Origin of the sequence: Pseudomonas sp. CBS (genome assembly GCF_024734645.1) — a bacterium.
GTDB lineage: Bacteria > Pseudomonadota > Gammaproteobacteria > Pseudomonadales > Pseudomonadaceae > Aquipseudomonas.
Genome location: NZ_CP102929.1, coordinates 1685311 through 1703536, shown reverse-complemented (window position 1 = coordinate 1703536; position 18226 = coordinate 1685311). Strand labels below are relative to the sequence as shown.

General features: G+C 58.4%; 17 protein-coding genes and 1 pseudogene. 7 read left to right on the top strand and 11 right to left on the bottom strand.

Translation table 11 applies throughout. From position 1 onward, the window contains the following. Window positions 1-102 precede the first annotated feature (102 nt). Window positions 103-306, top strand: a pseudogene (locus tag NVB75_RS07705) (lysis protein); the annotation flags it as partial. Window positions 307-360: 54 nt separating this feature from the next. Here NVB75_RS07705 and NVB75_RS07700 read toward each other — a convergent pair. Both NVB75_RS07700 and NVB75_RS07695 read right to left on the bottom strand, forming a co-directional pair. After that, the gene (locus NVB75_RS07700) at window positions 361-867 is read right to left on the bottom strand and encodes a GAF domain-containing protein (RefSeq protein WP_258346711.1); all 507 of its coding nucleotides are present in this window, start codon (window positions 865-867) and stop codon (window positions 361-363) included. Between the two features lie 86 nt (window positions 868-953). After that, window positions 954-2579: a methyl-accepting chemotaxis protein gene (locus NVB75_RS07695; protein ID WP_258346710.1), complete on the bottom strand. Its 1626-nt coding sequence runs from the start codon at window positions 2577-2579 to the stop codon at window positions 954-956. A 433-nt stretch (window positions 2580-3012) separates the two neighbouring features. On the opposite strand from NVB75_RS07695, the gene NVB75_RS07690 reads away from it, so the two are divergent. Both NVB75_RS07690 and NVB75_RS07685 read left to right on the top strand, forming a co-directional pair. After that, complete coding sequence (locus NVB75_RS07690; RefSeq protein WP_258346709.1) at window positions 3013-3171, top strand: hypothetical protein; 159 nt, start codon at window positions 3013-3015, stop codon at window positions 3169-3171. A gap of 167 nt (window positions 3172-3338) precedes the next feature. Beyond that, window positions 3339-3797, top strand: a complete 459-nt coding sequence (locus NVB75_RS07685) for an Hsp20 family protein (RefSeq protein WP_003219642.1) — start codon at window positions 3339-3341, stop codon at window positions 3795-3797. 128 nt (window positions 3798-3925) lie between these two features. Here the strand turns inward: NVB75_RS07685 and NVB75_RS07680 are convergent, their stop codons facing one another. The 4 genes from NVB75_RS07680 to NVB75_RS07665 form a co-directional block, all read right to left on the bottom strand. Beyond that, on the bottom strand, window positions 3926-5254 hold the full coding sequence (locus NVB75_RS07680) for an OprD family porin (protein ID WP_258346708.1): 1329 nt from the start codon (window positions 5252-5254) through the stop codon (window positions 3926-3928). A gap of 234 nt (window positions 5255-5488) precedes the next feature. After that, window positions 5489-5743, bottom strand: a complete 255-nt coding sequence (locus NVB75_RS07675; RefSeq protein ID WP_258346707.1) for a hypothetical protein — start codon at window positions 5741-5743, stop codon at window positions 5489-5491. A 40-nt stretch (window positions 5744-5783) separates the two neighbouring features. Next, complete coding sequence (locus NVB75_RS07670) at window positions 5784-6776, bottom strand: zinc-dependent alcohol dehydrogenase family protein (protein WP_258346706.1); 993 nt, start codon at window positions 6774-6776, stop codon at window positions 5784-5786. A gap of 62 nt (window positions 6777-6838) precedes the next feature. Continuing rightward, the gene (locus NVB75_RS07665; protein WP_258346705.1) at window positions 6839-7141 is read right to left on the bottom strand and encodes a helix-turn-helix transcriptional regulator; all 303 of its coding nucleotides are present in this window, start codon (window positions 7139-7141) and stop codon (window positions 6839-6841) included. Between the two features lie 600 nt (window positions 7142-7741). Between NVB75_RS07665 and NVB75_RS07660 the strand changes: the two genes are divergently transcribed. Beyond that, window positions 7742-7939: a hypothetical protein gene (locus NVB75_RS07660; protein WP_023658951.1), complete on the top strand. Its 198-nt coding sequence runs from the start codon at window positions 7742-7744 to the stop codon at window positions 7937-7939. 56 nt (window positions 7940-7995) lie between these two features. Here NVB75_RS07660 and NVB75_RS07655 read toward each other — a convergent pair whose 3' ends face one another. After that, the gene (locus tag NVB75_RS07655) at window positions 7996-8556 is read right to left on the bottom strand and encodes a fasciclin domain-containing protein (RefSeq protein WP_258346704.1); all 561 of its coding nucleotides are present in this window, start codon (window positions 8554-8556) and stop codon (window positions 7996-7998) included. 226 nt (window positions 8557-8782) lie between these two features. On the opposite strand from NVB75_RS07655, the gene NVB75_RS07650 reads away from it, so the two are divergent. Then, on the top strand, window positions 8783-9496 hold the full coding sequence (locus NVB75_RS07650; protein ID WP_375378913.1) for a hypothetical protein: 714 nt from the start codon (window positions 8783-8785) through the stop codon (window positions 9494-9496). Between the two features lie 13 nt (window positions 9497-9509). Here NVB75_RS07650 and NVB75_RS07645 read toward each other — a convergent pair whose 3' ends face one another. From NVB75_RS07645 to xylA, 4 genes are all read right to left on the bottom strand, one after another. Beyond that, the gene (locus NVB75_RS07645) at window positions 9510-10646 is read right to left on the bottom strand and encodes a sugar ABC transporter permease (protein WP_258346702.1); all 1137 of its coding nucleotides are present in this window, start codon (window positions 10644-10646) and stop codon (window positions 9510-9512) included. Further along, a complete protein-coding gene (xylG, locus tag NVB75_RS07640) occupies window positions 10647-12206 on the bottom strand; it encodes a D-xylose ABC transporter ATP-binding protein (RefSeq protein ID WP_258346701.1) in 1560 nt (519 codons plus the stop codon). It lies immediately after the preceding gene. 68 nt (window positions 12207-12274) lie between these two features. Further along, window positions 12275-13276 carry a D-xylose ABC transporter substrate-binding protein gene (gene xylF / locus NVB75_RS07635; protein ID WP_258346700.1) on the bottom strand — a complete coding sequence of 334 codons (1002 nt, stop codon included), beginning with the start codon at window positions 13274-13276 and terminating at the stop codon, window positions 12275-12277. 57 nt (window positions 13277-13333) lie between these two features. Then, window positions 13334-14650: a xylose isomerase gene (gene xylA, locus NVB75_RS07630; protein WP_258346699.1), complete on the bottom strand. Its 1317-nt coding sequence runs from the start codon at window positions 14648-14650 to the stop codon at window positions 13334-13336. 152 nt (window positions 14651-14802) lie between these two features. On the opposite strand from xylA, the gene NVB75_RS07625 reads away from it, so the two are divergent. Continuing rightward, a complete protein-coding gene (locus tag NVB75_RS07625; protein WP_258346698.1) occupies window positions 14803-16014 on the top strand; it encodes a DNA-binding transcriptional regulator in 1212 nt (403 codons plus the stop codon). A gap of 54 nt (window positions 16015-16068) precedes the next feature. Beyond that, window positions 16069-18219: a phosphocholine-specific phospholipase C gene (locus NVB75_RS07620; RefSeq protein ID WP_258346697.1), complete on the top strand. Its 2151-nt coding sequence runs from the start codon at window positions 16069-16071 to the stop codon at window positions 18217-18219. The last annotated feature ends 7 nt before the right edge of the window (window positions 18220-18226 follow it).

Sequence of the window (18226 nt, the reverse complement as noted above, 5' to 3'; positions counted from 1 at the left end):
TATTTTAAGACATACTGCGAGTAATGGCGAACATGCCAGAGAGTTCCAAGAAACCATCGCTTGCTGAACCTGAACCTGGCTTCATCTGCAACCTGAGATTGCAGAGCAAGCCTTGCTATTGCTGGTGTGCGGCTGTCAGTCCTTCTCGATGCCACGGATTCAGTCAGGGGCTGCTACGTGCCTGCCGCCTCTGGCGCCGTCGGCGTGGTTCATGGCACTCATCGAGCCCAACTTGACCCCGCGCATGCTCAAAGAGTTATCGCACTGCGGGCTTGCCAGGCCTATGTCAGGGCTATTGCGCATTGAAGCCCGGTACGATTCAGGGCATCTGAAGTAACAGCGACAGACAATATTGCTTAGTTAGCTTTCGTCCGAACTTAGACTTGCAAAGAAGATGCAGCCAATTAACCGAGCAAACAAGGTCAAAGTGCCTTCGAGGCACGGATCGTCAAACAGCATGGGTCTTGAGTCCAGCGCGCAAAGAGCACCGTAAAGCCGTCCGTCAGGAAGGAAGATAGGGGTACCTGCATAGCTTTCTATTGCGTATCGCTTGACTACGGGGCGATTTGAGTACCTGCCGTCTTCACTGATTTTTGGAATAAAGAGTGTTTTGGGGTCCTTTCGGAGTTCGCTGCAAAGCGTGATCTCCAACTCTAAAGTATCTCCACACTCTATACCCAGGTGGATGGGGTCGTAAGCTGAGCAAACTATCCAGTCCGTTTCGGTGAATTTAGCAATTCCGGCAAATCGCATCCCTGTCAGGCGCGTAATAAGCTGCAAGATAGCGCTTGTGGCCTCGAGTTCTGCTATTGCTGAGCGTTCATCTGTGCTCAGCACAGAGTGCAAGGCGATCTCATGAGCGTCCATTTTTATCCTCTGCTATCTGTAACTGAGCGGGTGATCGGGCTTTATGAATTTGTGTGATGAATCTGGCAGGGCGCTTGATCCAGCATCTACGTCTTGAATCGGAGAACCAAGTCGTTCAAGTTGACTGCCAATCGTGACAGTTCATTGCTCGCAGTCAGCGTCTGTCGAGTACCCTCACTGCTCTGAATGGCCAGGTCGCGAATGCTAATCAAGCTCCGGTCAACGTCACGTGCTACGTGAGCTTGTTCTTCGGAGGCAGTTGCAATCTGGATATTGCGGTCATTGATTTCGAGCACTGAATCTATGATTTGTCGAAGCGATTGGCCTGCCTGCTCTGCCGTATCTCGCGTGCTGTAAACCTCAGACGTGCTCTTCTGCATCGATGCTACTGCGGCAGACGAACCGGCTTGAATCGTCGAAATCATCTGTTCAATTTCTTGAGTCGAAGTTTGGGTCCGGTGCGCCAACGCTCGAACTTCATCTGCGACCACCGCAAAGCCACGGCCTTGTTCTCCTGCACGCGCGGCTTCAATGGCAGCGTTCAAAGCCAACAGGTTGGTTTGTTCGGCAATCGCCCTGATGACGCTTAGAACTTTGCTAATGTCTTGAGCCTGGCCCGCGAGCTCTTTTACTTGATCTGAGGAAACCTCGACTAGTCCAGTAAGGCCTCGCATGGCGTTAAGCGTTTCAGTTACTTTTTTGTTGCCGAGATCTGCTGCCAAGCTCGACTGCATGGCTGCTTCAGAGGTGGAGTTGGCATTCCGGGCTACCTCTTCAACAGCAGTGCTCATCTCGGTGACCGCTGTGGCAGCTTGCTCTATCTCGCTGTTTTGCTGTTGTAATGTGCGATCAGCACTTTCTGTGATAGAGGTCATTTCGACGGCTGCAGTACTCAGTTGAGCTGACGCGCCTGAGATTTCCAATATCGTGTTCCTGAGGTTCTTCTGCATCAAATTAAGCGCGTGCATTAAGCGTGATGCCTCATCTGAGCCAGTGACATCAAGATCATGGGTAAGGTCGCCTGCCGCTATACCCTCTGCCAATTTCAGAGATGAGCTGATAGGACTCACAATGCTCTTGGTAAATAAAGTAGCCAGGAGAAGGGTGAGCGCAAATGCAACCACCAGTACGGCTATGAGTACGTTTACGCTATGGGCATATACGTCCGCCGCCTCCTGACCAGACACCACTGCCTGGCGTGCATTTTGCTCACGCAGGATTGTCAGTTGCTCTTGATAGGCGCTTGCTCGTTGCGCCTGTTCCGTATTGGCAAAAGCCACCGCTTGCTCATGATCAGATAAATCCAATGCAAGTACTTTTTTGAGCCCCTCAATATAGGTGTTCATCACTTGGCTTGCCTTTTCAAATTGAATTTGATCTTGCTCGCCAGATATCAATTTTTCACGATAAAACTCTGTCTTTGACTGAAGTGTCCGTATGGCCTCTTCAACTTTTGACAGGGATGCATCATGCACATCTTTGGTGGTACTTGAGAGCATGCGGATGCTCTCCAGGCGGGCATGAAGAAGGGCGATTTGAATGTCGTCAATTACCTGGATGCTGGGCAGGGAGTTTTGCTCGATATCCTGCTCTGAAGTACGTAAGTGGCCGATTTGTAAATAAGAAAAGCCTGCCAGGCTGATCAGCAACAGGGTGATTAGACCAAAACAGATGAAGGCTCTGCGTGCGATATTCATGGATCTTAATTTCATATAGGCCTCCGAGGGCCGAGGTGTCAGGGGAGGGAGCCCGTTACGTCAATTTGTTGATCGCGTGCATGGGAAGCCTTTGATCTCGATCGCAGCTTGGTGGTTGGGTGTGGGTTAAGGAATACAAAAAAATGAATCAAGATAATAGGCGCGCTAAATAATTGCGCGCTTGGCTTATTGATTGAGGGTGTGCCTGACTACGGCAAGCCACGAGCCCGGTCCGGCGTCAGCACTGATGGGTGCCGCTGGTCGACATCCCCAAACGCAGCGCACACAGGGGTCGTGGCCGAGAGAAGCGTCTAGATCAAGGGTTTTAGAGTCATCCAGGGTTGCCACCTGTGATTTTGGCGACTACCCTGAGAATGTATGAATTGTTACGAACAATTTCGGTGGTGACCGTTTTCAGGTCACACTACTTCAGGATGAGGAACGAAAAATGTTTTCACACGAAGGTCCCGCAATAGAGCTGTTGCTGTTCGTTATTGGCTTGTCTGGCCTGCTCATGGTCGTGTGGTTTATTCACCACCAATACGAACGCATAACTGGGAAAGGCGTAAAAAAACAACAAAGTCGTAACGAAGGGCGCTTGATGTAAGCGGGCGGCCTGTTTATCCAACCGAGCCAGCCGTTCCCGGCTGGCTCAAATGTAAAAATTTTTATCTGCCCTCTTGAAAATTTTCCCGGCGAACATAAATTTTCATCACGCGACGCCGAATGCGGGTCGCGCACTTAATCACTTGGATTTAATCAGGAGATTTTGAGATGGCTACTACCCTTTCGTTGGCCCCTTTGTTCCGTCAATCCGTGGGCTTCGATCGCTTCAATGACCTGTTTGAGTCGGCGCTTCGCAGCGAGGCTCCGAACACTTATCCGCCTCATAATGTGGAAAAGCACGGTGATGACGAATATCGCATTGTCATTGCAGTCGCTGGGCTTACTGAAGCGGATCTGGATATTCAGGTCGAGAAGGGCGTTTTGACAGTCGTTGGCGACAAGCGCGAAACCGAGAAAGCAGTCACTTATCTGCACCAGGGCATCGCGCAACGAGCATTTCGGCTGTCGTTCCGGCTGGCCGATCATATCGAGGTGCGCGGTGCTTCGATGAACAACGGGCTGTTAAGCATCGACTTGCTGCGCGTGGTTCCTGAAGAGGCCAAGCCCAAGCGCATCACGATTGGCAGCGGGAAAGAGCCCGAACTGCGTCAGGTTAGTTTGCAATAAGTCAGCGGTAACAAAAAAGGCGCTCTTGGTAGCGCCTTTTTTGTGTGTGTGGAATCAAAATGCCTGCCGAACAATACCTGGCCACGCAGAGTACCCGGTCGATCCATCGCCCGGGCACGCCTGCCTGTTTAGAAGATATTCAACGGATACTCGGTAATCAGCCGCGTCTGCACCAGATGCCCACCGGTGGATGCATCACCATCGTGCCAAGCTTCCCGTAGCCGAAAGGACAGTTTCTTGGCCGGGCCACTCTGCACCACGTATTTCACTTCGGCGTCGGTTTCGTGTTCCTGGTCGTTGGCACCATAGAATCCGGTGTAGGCCGAATTGCCGGGGGTATGCGTACCGTCGATGCCGGAACCGCGAATATGACGGGCCATGAAGCTCAGGCCGGGGGCGCCAAAGGTGCTCATGTCCAGGTCATAACGCATCTGCCAGGACTTCTCGCCCGGGCCGTTGAAGTCGGAGTACTGCACGGAGTCGGCGAGGTTGATCGAGTTGCCGTAGCGGCCGGCACCGACGCCGGCATTGGTCTCCCCAAAGCCGACATAGTCGAACGGCTCGTCACCATGAACCTTCTGTCCGGCCAGGGTGAAGGTTTGCGCACCCAGGGTGTAGGCCGCCGCCAGCGAGGCGGCGGTGGTGTCGATGGTCCCGGCCTTGGCGCTGCCGTCGTCCAGTGTGCGATAGAGGTTGAAGTCCAGCGCGACGGACTGGTCATCGGTCAGTGGATGAACAAGGTTCAAGTTGACGTAGTACTGGTTCCAGACGTCTTCCAGGTGCGCTCCGTACAGCGACGCGGTGAATTCCTTGCTGAACTGGTACTTGCCCCCCGCGAAGCTGGCCGACGACGCAGCCACGCCTGCATAGCTGGCGAGAATGTCGCCGCTGCGCGAGGTGGTGGTGGTACCGGTGCCGGAGGTGTAATGGCCGGCCTCCAGGTTCAGGCCGGTGATTTCATGACTGTCGATCTGGAAGCCTGTTGCGGTCTGTGGCATCAGGTAGTTATCGGCGGTGGCGAACACCGGCGATGTAGGCTGCAGGTCGCCGACCTTGAGCGTGGTATTGGAAATACGGAACTTGACGTCACCGCCAGTCTTCGCGAAGCCATGATCCGGATTGCCATTGGCGTCGGACGGAATGTTCGGGCCACCGGCACGGTCGGTGTCCCCGTCGATGCGCAACGCCAGGTCGGCAAACGCATCAATGCCGATGCCAACGGTGCCTTGAGTGAAACCCGAGCTGTAGGTCGCCATCAGCGCCTGGCTCCAGTCACGGGTGTGGGCGCCGTTGCCGTTCTGGTTCCAGAACAGGTTGCGGTTGAGGATATTCAAGCTGCTGTCGGCGACAAAGCCCTTGGAGTCGGACTGATCGCTGGCATAGCTCATGGCCGGCAAGGCAAAAGCCAGCGCCACGGCCAAAGTATTGAGCTGAAGTAACGGTTGACGTTTTTTCATTATATTTTGCTCCTGTGCACGAGTTCGTGTGGGAGCATTAAGGCGACAGCCCAGGCCATCAACAAATGAAACTGGATGAAGGTTTTGATATCCCCTTTTACCGAATTCCAGGCAAAGAAAAGCCCGCGATGGGGAGTGCGGGCTTAAAGGTGTTCACTTAGGAGCTGGGGTAACCATAAGCGCTCGACTGTGAAAGGGATGTGAAAGGTTGTTGGGTGCGTAGCGTGTTTATCACTATTGATCCTCCCCCCGCACGATCCTTCCCGCCTTCACCTCATCCGCGTACCCGCTGAGCTTTTCCTGCTGAGCCGCGAGCAGTGCACCCATCTTCATCAGGGCGACAGCTTCGTCGGGTGATTTGGCGCCCCCTGCGATAGTGGCCAGCTCATTGACCGACCAGGCGATGATGGCCGTCGCATCTTCGAGGTCGTAGAACAGTTCCTGCTGTGCGGTCCTTGGGCCGTCGAGCATTTCCATCAGTTCTGCCATTTACCCGTGCTCTCCAAAGAAGTGGTTCAGTGCGTTCCGCTCAGACACTGTTGCGCCAATCCTCCTGTAACTCGGAAGACACGGCAATCGCGATTTTCCCTTGAATGCCGTTGTTGGGGCTTTCAAGGCGGGAGTGGGCGAGTGGGATGTCGGCAAGGCAATAGACCGCGCCAACGTGTGGCCGCAGGTGACCGTTGGCTATCAGTGCGCCCATTTCATCCAGCTTGCCGCGGTTCTGTCGTGTGAAAACGAAGTGATAACTCGCGTTTTTGCCCCAGGCCTGAACCAGGTTTTGGGGGTGTGCTGTGTCCACAATCGAGACCACGCGACCCAGTTGCGCAAGGGCGTCCGGGCTGCGCGACAACGTGTTGCCGCCGATGGTATCGAACACCACATCGACTCCACGGCCAGCCGTTTCTCGCTGGATGGCGTCGACGTAATCTTCCTTTTCGTAGTCGATGATTACATCAGCCCCCATGCTTTGTGCGAACTCAGCGTTGACTCCGCGCACGGTCGTGAATACGTTGGCGCCGATGGCTTTTGCCAACTGGATCGCCACGTGGCCGACGCCTCCCGCACCGCCGTGCACCAGGATGCTTTCTCCCACTTTGAGTGCCGCACGCACCACCAATGCTTCCCAGGCGGTCCCGCCGACCAGGCTCAGGCTTGCTGCTTGAAGATGACTCAGGGAAGGGGGCTTCTTCCCGATAATGCTTTCGTGCGCCACGTGGTACTCGGCATAACTGCCGGGTCCGTCAAATATTTGCGGGGTGTACCAGACTTCGTCTCCTGGCGCGAAGGACGTCACCCCCGGCCCGACTTCCTCAACAACACCCGATACGTCATGCCCGGTAATCGCCGGTAGCGGCACCAGGTCAGCGTAGTCGCCACGCCGGACCTGGTAATCCAGCGGGTTGATGGAGGTTGCGTGTACGCGAACCAGGACTTGCCCCGTGTGCGGAACGGGCTTGGGAACGTCGCGAAGTTCGAATGATTCCGGGCCGCCAAATGAATTGAGTATCAACGCCTTCATTGCATTTCCTCGTTTCGATAAAAAGGGATATCGCGAAATCTCGATATCCCGTGGCAAAAAAACTACAAATCTTGCCCTATGATCTCGGCAAGCCTGCGGATGGTGGCTTCATTGCGCTTGTAGTAGGTCCACTGGCCGATGCGCCGGACTTCCACCAGGCCAACCCGTTGCAGGGTTGCAAGGTAACCGGACACCGTCGACTGTGACAGTCCGATGCCTTCTTGGATGCTGCTGACGCACACGCCCACCGAGTGAACGTCCCCTTCATCTTGTGCAGGGAAGTTCTTTTCGGGGTCCTTCAAACCTTTCAGGATTTCGAGGCGTGTCTGGTTTGAGAGGGCTTTGAATATTTCGAGTAAGTCCATGGCGCGATCATATCGAGAATTATCGATATGTCAATGTGTGTCAGATATAAAGGGTAGTCAGTTTCAGGCCTCACCGTAGGCGGCGACCAAGGATCTGTCGCGCTGCGGGCCTCTGAGCTATAACAGTGTAAAAGCACAAAAAACAAACGTGTTTCCGGGCTATTTTCAGGAGAGAACTCATGAGTGCCATGGACGCGGGGCAAGTGGTACCTGGCTACGTAACCTTCGTCGGGCGTGAGGCATCGTGGGCCGGACGCCAGTTCATGAGCTTCAGCTATAGCGTCAATGGGCAGCACTTTCACAAGTCTCTCAACGAGACGGTTGACGCTTGGTCAACGACGGCGCTTCGTAAAGCCTCGTATGGCTTGCGAGTGGGAGACCCGGTGTCTGTCTGGTGTTCTCTCACCGACCCCGAGGTGTGTTGCATTGGCGAAAAACCAGCAGAGAAACCCGCGATCCTGCGGTGGATAGAGTCTCTCGGAGCGTTAGGGCCGTTATGAAATTGATCCCCACCGTTCGTCCATCGGCCGGCACTCGCGACACCGCATCGTTTCTCATGTTCAAGCACGGACATCCCGCGCGCCAGAACGGAGAGCCAGCATGGAAATTAACGAGAAGGCCCCTGGAAACGTATCCCAGCAGGGCGTAACGCGCGGTACAGACAATGAAACCGGGCATGATCCTCGGCGCGATCAACCTGAAGCGCCTCTACCGCCGGACGATGATGCCCCTCTGGAGGAGGATATGTCGGATGTGGATGCCGCTGATTCTGTTGCGAGTGAACACCCCGATAACTGACGCATCCGAACAAGCCCGACGCGCACTGCGCCGGGCTTTTCGGTGTCGAGCGGCGATTACGGCATCAGCACCGAATCAACCACATGAATCACGCCGTTGGACTGCATCACATCCGCAATGCTGATGCTGGCCTTGCCACCCTTGGCATCCACCACCCACAGCTTGCCGTCGTGCAGCTTGATCGTCAGCGATTCCCCCTGCACGGTTTTCAACATCACCATGCCGCCGTTCTTCTTGGCGTCGGCCATCAGTTGCGCAGAGGTATGGGTGCCAGGCACCACGTGGTAGGTCAGGATTTTCGTCAAGTCAGCTTTGTGCTCAGGTTTCACCAGCGTATCCACGGTGCCTGCGGGGAGTTTGGCGAAGGCTTCGTTGGTCGGTGCGAATACGGTGAACGGGCCTTTGCTGTTCAGGGTATCAACCAGTCCGGCTGCCTTGACCGCCGCCACCAGAGTCGTGTGATCCTTTGAGTTGACGGCATTTTCGACGATGGTTTTCGTCGGATACATCGCCGCACCGCCCACCATCACAGTGTCGGCTGCAACGCTGAGGGTGGTTGTGATGGAGAGGATCGTGAAGCAGGCGACGGCAGCAATTTTTTTGTAGAAAGCATGCATGATGTATCTCCTTGGTTCTTGTTCCCCCGGTTGAGGGTATTGAATCTACGTACCAAGGAGCAAAGTGGATGCATGTCTCGAAAAATTATTCGTTTGGGCGTCCCGTCGCACTTTTTCCCGTTCTCCTGCTCTATCTCTGTCCCGACCACACTAATTTCCGGCGTGGACAGAAGACCCAGACCTGGTGCCGATGGATTGCACGTTACCTGTTGTTATCACTCGATGGATGCGCCAGCCGCTGTGGCTGGCTGCGGTTTTGATGCTTTGCGCCAACGGTTGCAGCCAGCAGCAGGGGCGCGATATTGCCCAGCAGTTCAGCAACGGCAAGCCCGACGAGTTCTTCCAGACCAGCGTTGATCGCATGGCCACCCTGAGCATGCGCGATAACCTGCAAAGCCTGTATTTGCTGATGAGCAAACTCTACCTGCGCAACCCTAACCAGTGGCGTCAATCGGGTTACACAGACGCTGTGACCGCCGCCCGGCAAATCCGCCAGGCCATCGAACTTCGCCAACCGCTGCCCGCCCTGGGGGATCGCCGCGACCTGGCCGCATTGAGCTACTCCCTGAGCCCGGAGTTTCGCGGCGACCGGGTGGGCGCCTTCATCTACGCGATCGGCAGCATGCTGGTGACGGCCCACGGCGGGCGCACCGAGTTTTATATAACGGACTCGATCAACCCCCAATTCGTCAGCAATGCCGCGCGCAATATCGAGAAGGCCACCTGGCTGCTCAGTCAGCGCCAGGATGCCAATGGCTCGCTGTTGCTGTTCTCCAACGAGATCTCGGAGGCGGGTAGCAACCTGAGTTTCGCCGTCGAATTCGGCAAGATCGTCGCGCGCCTCGACCTGTTGACCCAGATGCTCGACGAACGCTACCGGCGCATCGGTCTCAACTATGCGCAAAGCCTGCTGCTGATGAATTTCCTGCCGGTGCAGTAACCGGCTGGCGCCCTCAGCGCCGCCCCGTCCGTGTGCTCACATCCACCCACACCGCCAGCACCAGGATGCTGCCCTTGACGATCATCTGCCAGTAGCTGTCCACATCCAGCATCGACATGCCGTTGTCCAGGCTGCTGATCACCAGCGCACCGAGCAGGGCGCCGTACACCGTGCCCGAACCGCCGCGCATCGACGTACCGCCGATAAAGCACGCCGCGATGGCATCCAGTTCCCCCATGTTGCCTGCCGAGGGTGAACCCGCCGCCAGGCGCGCGGTGTTGACCAGCCCGGCGAGGGCGCACATCACGCCCATGATCCCGAAGATCCACAGCTTGACCGCCTGCACATTGATCCCCGACAGGCGCGTGGCTTCCATGTTGCTGCCCACCGAATAGATGCGGCGCCCGAACACGGTCTGGCTGGTGACGTAACTGAACACCCCCAGCAGCACCAGCAGAAGCAGCACCGGCACGGGAATCCCGTCGTAACTGTTGAGGGTGTAGACGAAACCGGCCAGCACGAAACCGATCAGCATCACGCGCACGCTGTCCCGCAGCATCGACGGCAGTGCCAACCCGTGCAGGGCGCGGTTGTGGCGTTGGCGCCAGGTCAGGAACACCGTCAGCCCGAACAGCAATACGCCGAGAATCACCCCGACCACCGTCGGCAGATAGCCCTGGCCGATGTACACCAGTTCCGGTGACACCGGCGCAATCGTGGTACCGCCGGTAATGCCCAGCAGCACCCCGCGAAACGCGAGCATGCCGCCCAGCCCGACAATGAACGAGGGGATGCGCAGGTACGCGGTCATGTAGCCGTTGCCCAGGCCAATCAACAAGCCGCAGAGGGCGACAATGGCCAGGTTCAGCGGCAGGGGAATGTGATAAACCACATCCAGAATCGCCGCGACGCCGCCGAGCAAACCGAGCATCGAGCCCACCGACAGGTCGATCTCGCCGCTGATGATCACCAGCACCATGCCGCACGCCAGAATGCCGGTGATGGACATCTGCCGCAGCAGGTTCGACAGGTTGCGCGGGGTCAGGAAACCGCCTTCGGTCTGCCAGCTGAAAAACACCCAGATCAGCACCACGGCGATCAACAGGGCGAGCATTTTGTAGCGGGTGAAGAGCTGTTTGACCTGGTTCATTTACGCGGACTTCCGATCATTATTATTGTCATGCCCGTTTGGTTGGCTGAGGGCGGCGGCGAGTACCTGTTCCTGGGTCAGGCCCTGGTTGATGAAGTCGCCACGCAACTGGCCTTCGCCGATCACCAGCACCCGGTCAGACACGCCCAGTACTTCGGCCAACTCCGAGGACACCATGATAATCGACACGCCTTCGGCCGCCAGTGCGCCCATCAATTTATAGATCTCATATTTGGCACCCACATCCACGCCACGGGTGGGTTCGTCGAGAATCAGCACCCGGGGTTTGGTCAGCAGCATCTTGGCCAATACGGCTTTCTGCTGGTTGCCACCGGAAAGGCTGGTGATCGGCAGGAACGGGTTCGCTGTCTTCAGGTGCATGCGTTTGATTTCCTGCTCGACGCTGCCCAGTTCCGCCTCGGCATCGATGCGCGTCAGGTGCGAGAAACTGTCGAGCACCGCCAGGGTGATGTTTTGCCCAACGCCCAGGTCCGGCACGATGCCTTGGCGTTTGCGGTCTTCCGGGACCATGCACAGCCCGGCGCGGATCGACTTCAGTGGCGTGCGCGTATCAATGGGTTTGCCGTCCAGCCACACCTCGCCTTCGTAGCGCCCGGGATAGCTGCCGAACAGCGCCGACACCAGCTCCGTACGGCCCGCGCCCACCAGCCCGGCGATGCCGAGGATTTCGCCACGGCGCAGGCTGAACGAGACATCATCCACGCGCTTGCGGCCCGGGTTATCGACGTCGTAGCAGGTGATGTGGCGCGCCTCGAACAGCACCTCGCCCACCGTGTGGGGTTCGGTGGGGTAGAGGTTGCTCATCTCACGGCCGACCATCTGCGTGATGATGCGCGACACGTCCATGTCGGCCATGGCCGTGGTCGCGATGTGTTTGCCGTCGCGGATCACCGCGATGGTGTCGCAGATGGCCGAGACTTCATCGAGCTTGTGGGAGATGTACACGCAGGCGACGCCCTTGGCCTTGAGCCCACGGATGATGTCAAGCAGCACCTCGATTTCCGAGCGGGTCAGCGCCGAGGAGGGTTCGTCGAGGATCAGCAGGCGCGCTTTCTTGTTCAGGGCCTTGGCGATTTCCACCAGTTGCTGGTAACCGCCGCCGTACTGCGAAACCGGCAGGGCGACGTTCATGTCCGGCACTTTCAATTCACGCATCAGGGCTTCGGCGCGGTGCATCATGGCGGGGTAGTTCATGCGCCCGCCGGGCAGTGTCAACTCGTGGCCCATGAAGATGTTTTCGGCCACCGAGAGGTCGGGCACCAGGGTCAGTTCCTGGTGGATGATCACGATGCCGCAGGCTTCGGTTTCGGCGATGGAATGGGCGCGCAGCGGCTGGCCGTCCCAGATGATTTCACCGTCCCAGGTGCCATGGGGATACACCGCCGACAACACCTTCATCAGGGTCGATTTACCGGCGCCGTTCTCGCCGCACAACCCCACGCACTCCCCGGGTTTCACCTTGATGTCGATGCCATTCAGGGCTTTGACGCCACCGAAGGTTTTGACGATGTTGTTCATTTCCAGCAAGTAATCGGACATGGCGGGCACTCATTCCACAGCGAAAAGGCAGGAGCGGCCTCAAACCGCCCCTGCAGTGAGCCGTACGCTTACTGCCCGGCGATTTGCGCTTTGGTGTAGAACCCGTCTTCTTCCAGCACATTGACGTTGTCTTTGGTCAATGCGGTAGGCTTGAGCAGGATGCTCGACACCTGTTTGCTGCCGTTGTCGTACTGCGAGTTGTAGGCCGGTTTCTCGTCACGCACCAGTTGCACCGAGAGCTTGGCCGCCTCTGTCGCCAGCAGCTTCAAGGGTTTGTAGACGGTCATGGTCTGGGTGCCGGCGATCACGCGCTTGATCGCGGCGAGGTCGGCGTCTTGCCCCGAGACCGGCACCTTGCCCGCGAGTTTTTGTGCCGCCAGGGCCTGGATCGCGCCGCCCGCGGTGGCGTCATTGGAGGCGACGATGCCGTCGATTTTATTGCTGTTGGCGGTCAGGGCGTTTTCGACAATGCTCAGGGCTTCGGTGGGGTTCCATTCCTTGACCCATTGCTGGCCGACAATCTTGATATCGCCCTTGTCGATCGAAGGCTGCAGCACCTTCATCTGGCCCTGGCGCAGGATCTTCGCGTTGTTGTCGGTCGGCGCACCGCCCAGCAGGAAGTAATTGCCTTTAGGCTGCGCGTTCAACACGCCCTGGGCCTGCATCTCGCCGACCTTTTCGTTATCGAAGGAGATGTAGGCGTCGATATCGGCATTCAAAATCAGCCGGTCATAGGACAGCACTTTCACCCCGGCTTTCTTGGCTTCGGCCACCACGTTATTCAGCACCGTGGCATTGAACGGCACGATCACAATCACGTCGACGCCCCGGGAGATCAGGTTTTCGATCTGCGAGATCTGCCGCTGTTCGTTGGCGTCCGCCGATTGCACATAGACCTTGGCCCCCAGTTGTTCGGCGGCGGCGGTGAAGTAATCACGGTCGCGGGCCCAGCGCTCAAGACGCAGGTCGTCGATGGAAAAGCCGATTTTCGGATGGGCCGCGTCGGCCATGACCGAGTTGGAAAGCAGTGCCAGAACGCTGGTGATCAAGACGGTTTTCAGGTGTTTCATGATGGTGAGTCCCTTTTATTGTTGTTTAGACGCACTGCTGGACCTGGAGCGTAGCGGTCATGGGTAGATAAAGCGATTCACCACGCCTTCGAGCATCTCCTGGCGGCCGCTTACCGCTTGAGGGTTGAGTTGGTGGCTGAAGGCATGCTCGGCCAGCGATTCCAGGCTGAAGTCACCGCCGAGTACGGCGCGCCCGAACGATTGGTCCCAGCCGGCATAACGCTGGGCCTTGAACTGCTCGAGGGCATCGTTCTGGACCATGGCGGCTGCGCGTTCCAGGGACAGCGCCAGCACGTCCATGGCGGCCACGTGGCCATGGAACAGGTCAACTTCATCCAGGCTTTGGCGGCGCACTTTAGAATCGAAGTTGTAGCCGCCGCCTTTGAAACCACCGGCCTTGAGTACCTCGTAAGTGACCAGGGTCAGCTCTTCGACGCTGTTGGGGAACTGGTCGGTGTCCCAGCCGTTCTGTGGGTCGCCGCGGTTGGCGTCGATGCTGCCGAAAATCCCCAGGGACGCGGCGGTGGCGATCTCATGGTGAAAGCTGTGGCCGGCGAGGGTGGCGTGGTTGGCCTCGATGTTGACCTTGATCTCCTTCTCCAGCCCGAACTGATGCAGGAAGCCAAACACGGTGGCGCTGTCATAGTCATATTGGTGCTTGGTGGGCTCCTGTGGCTTGGGCTCGATAAACAGCTCGCCGGTGAAACCGATCTTGTATTTGTGCTCGACCACCATGCGCATGAAACGCCCGAGTTGCTCGCGCTCGCGCTTGAGGTCGGTATTGAGCAGGGTCTCGTAGCCTTCGCGGCCGCCCCACAGCACATAGCTGGAACCCTTGAGACGGTGGGTGGCATTCATCGCGCTGAACACCTGGGCCGCCGCATAGGCAAACACCTCGGGGTTGGGATTGCTCGCGGCACCAGCGGCAAAGCGCGGGTTGCTGAAGCAGTTGGCCGTGCCCCACAGCAGCTGGATGCCGGTCTCTTCCTGATGGCGTTCGAGTTCGTCGACCATTTGCTCGAAGTGGTTGCGGTACTCCGCCAGGCTTGCGCCTTCGGGGGCGACATCGGTGTCGTGGAAGCTGTAGTAGTCGATGCCCAGCTTGGAGAAAAACTCGAACGCCGCCTCGGCTTTCCCGCGCGCCACCTGCATGGCTTCCCCCGGTTGCTGCCAGGGCCGCTGGAAGGTGCCGGAGCCGAACATGTCACTGCCGGGCCAGACGAAGTTGTGCCAATAACATGCGGCCATCCGCAGGTGCTCGCGCATCGGTTTGCCGAGGATCAGCTTGTTTGCATCGTAGTGCCGGAAGGCCAGGGGAGAGTCGCTATTGGGGCCTTCATAGAGGATTTTTTCGACAGCAGGAAAGTAGGGCATCGCCAGATCCTTGTTGTTATGAGTGCACGTTAACCTTGCCTCGATACTAGCAACGGCCCCTGGCCAAGCGATTATGAAAATCACCAGAGCCGGGTTCGATTTTGAGTAGTTTTGGCGCATAGTTGATCGACACCTCCCATGGAGCCGTCCCTGTGAAAACCGTCCCGCCAGTGCACCGGATTGCCCTGCTGTTCAACGGCAACAAGATCTACGACCGCGGCATCATCACCGGGATCGGCAACTACCTGAGCAGTACGCGGGTGTCGTGGGATTTGTTTCTGGAGGAGGACTTCGTCTGCCGTCTCAAGGGCATCGAGCGCTGGCATGGCGACGGGATCATTGCCGACTTCGACGACCCGGCGATGGGCCCGGCGTTGGCGGGTGTGCATGTGCCGGTGGTGGCGGTGGGCGGGTCTTATGAGGATGAGCGGGCTTACCCACGGCATATTCCGTACGTGGCCACCGATAATTTCGCCCTGATCAAGCTGGCGTATGAACACCTGATCGAAGCCGGGTTGACGCGCTTTGCCTGTTTCAGCCTGCCTGAAGCCGATATCAACCGTTGGGCCCAGGAGCGCGAAAAAGCCTTCCGCCGTTTGCTGGAGCGCGATGGCCTGCCGGTGGAGGTGTATCGCGGGCTGGGCACCAGCGCACCGCTGTGGGACTCGGCGGTGGAGCAGCAGATCGCCTGGTTGCACAGCTTGCCCAAGCCCATCGGCATCATTGCAGTCAGCGACGCCCGGGCCCGGCAGTTGCTGCAAGCCTGCCTCACCGCCGGCATCCCGGTGCCGGAGCAAGTGGCATTGATCGGCATCGACAACGACCCGCTGACCCGCACCCTGACCCGCGTACCACTGAGTTCGGTGATTCAGGGCACCGAAAAAATGGGCCGCACCGCCGCGCGCCTGCTGCACCAGATGTTGCATGGCATGCCCTCGGCAGGCAGCCAGATCCTGGTGCCGCCGGAAGCGGTCAACGTGCAGACCTCAAGCCTGCACCAACCCCTCGGCCATCCTTACGTGATGCAAGCGCTGCACTTCATTCGCCAGTACGCCTGCCAGGGCATCAAGACCGCCCAGGTCGCCAACTACGTCGGTGTGTCGCGGTCGTCCCTGGAAGCGCATTTTCGCAGCGAACTGAACCGCAGCGTTCACGACGAAATCCTGCGCTTCAAGCTCGCGGCGGCGGTTGCGAGCCTGGAAAATACCGGGGCCGGCATTGCTGATATTGCCTACGACTGCGGGTTCAAATCGGCGCAGTACCTGCACACGGTGTTCAAGCGCGAGTTCGGGTGTACGCCGAGGGAGTATCAGGTGGGGCAGCTCGAACGCGATTCGAGCGATGTCATTTCTTTGTCGCCTTGAGTGCCTATTTTGTCCTGAGCCTTGCTCCAGAACCTCAAGGGATTGAATCGTCTTATGCCGACTCTTACACGCAGAAAGTTGCTGCAGGCAGCTGCCATCGGATCCGCCTACACCCTGTTGCCCGACTCCATTCGCCAGGCCCTGGCGATCCCCGCCAACAACCGCACCGGCACCCTCATGGACGTCGAACACGTGGTGATCCTGATGCAGGAAAACCGCTCATTCGATCACTACTTCGGCACCTTGCCCGGCGTGCGCGGGTTCAGCGACCGCTTCACCATTCCGCTGCCGGGCGGGCATCGGGTGTGGGAGCAGCAGGGCGTCGGGCGGCGGATTTTGCCCTATCACCTGGACAGTTCCCGTGGCAACGCACAGCGGGTCAGCGGCACGCCGCATTCCTGGGTCGATGAGCACGCCGCGTGGGGCAGTGGCCGGATGAATGCCTGGCCGACGTACAAGACGCCCACCTCGATGGGCTACTACCGCGAGCAGGAAGTGCCGTTCCAGTTCGCCCTGGCCAACACCTTTACCGTGTGCGATGCCTACCACTGTTCGGTGCACGCCGGCACCAATCCCAATCGGCTGTTCCACTGGACCGGCACCAACGGCCCCACGGGCGCGAATGTGGCGGCGGTGGTCAATGAATGGGACGGCCCCGGCGCGGTGGGCGTGGGCTACACCTGGAAAACCTATCCCGAGCGCCTGGAAGAAGCGGGCGTGAGCTGGAAGGTTTACCAGTACCTGCCGGATAACTTTGGCGACAACCCCTTGGCCGGATTTCGCCAGTTTCGTGCAGCCAGCGTCGCGGCCGGCAACCCCGCCGTGCCACCGAAAGACTTCAAGGATTTTGTGCCCTACAGCGATCAACTGAACGCCCGCGTGCCGTTGTACAAGGGCAACGGCAACACACTCCCGGCCGTCAGCGGCAGCGACCTGGAAGCGATCATCCAGGGCTTTCGCAAAGACGTGAACGACGGGCGCCTGCCTCAGGTCAGCTGGCTGGTGGCCCCGGCCGATTACTCCGAACACCCCGGGCCTTCCAGCCCGGTGCAGGGTGGCTGGTTCACCCAGGAAATCCTCAAGGCGTTGACCGCCAACCCGGACGTTTGGAGCAAGACCGTGTTGCTGGTCAACTACGATGAAAACGACGGTTTCTTCGACCACGTGCCATCGCCATCGGCCCCATCCAAACGTCTGGACGGCAGCTTTGCCGGCAAGTCCACAGTGAAGTTCGACAGTGAGATCTTCACCCACCCGGCGCCACCCGGCACGACTCAGCAACCCGCACCCGACGGCGGCGTGTACGGGCCCGGCCCGCGAGTGCCGATGCTGGTGCTGTCACCGTGGAGCCGTGGTGGTTGGGTCAACTCCCAGGCGTTTGATCACACCTCCGTGCTGCAATTCCTGGAAAAGCGTTTCCACGTACGCGAGCCCAATATCAGCGCCTGGCGCCGTGCCGTCTGCGGCGACCTCACCTCAGCCTTCAACTTCGTCAACCCCAACACCGAGACCCTGCCGCCGCTGCACACCATCAGCCGCCAGGCCGCCGACTCCCTGCGTCAACGCCAGGAGCAGTTGCCCCAGGTCGCCCTGCCAACCGTGGGTCAGCAACAGGCACCGTTCCAGGCGCGAATGGCGCGCCCATCCCGAGCGCTGCCGTACCAGTTGAACGTCGAAAGCTCGGTTGATCGTCGCGCCAGCTCAGTGAGCCTCGACTTCTTCAACAATGGCGAACAAGGCGTGGTGTTCCACGTCTACGACCGCCTGCACCTGGACGAGGTACCTCGCCGCTACACGGTAGAGGCCGGCAAACACCTCAGCGACACCTGGCAAGTCGCGGGCGCCTACAAGCTTTGGCTGTTGGGACCGAATGGCTTCCACCGTTCGTTCAAAGGGCATTTGCAGCGTCGCGAGCCGGAGTTATCCCTGGCGTATCACGGCGATACCTTGCTGCTGACCCTGGCCAACCCCGGCAAGCGTGCTGCCTCGGTGACCATCGAGCGTTGCCCTTACACCAAACAGGGGCCTTGGCTGCTGGAGATTGCGGGCGGCAGTACGGTGCAACGCACGTTCTCCTGCCAGCCGAATGGGGGCTGGTATGACTTCAAGCTACGTGACGAGCATGGCTGGGTGCGACGAGTGGCGGGGCGCATCGAGACGGGGGCGCATAGCATCAGTGATCCGTTGATGGGTAAGCGCGGGTAGGGGCTTG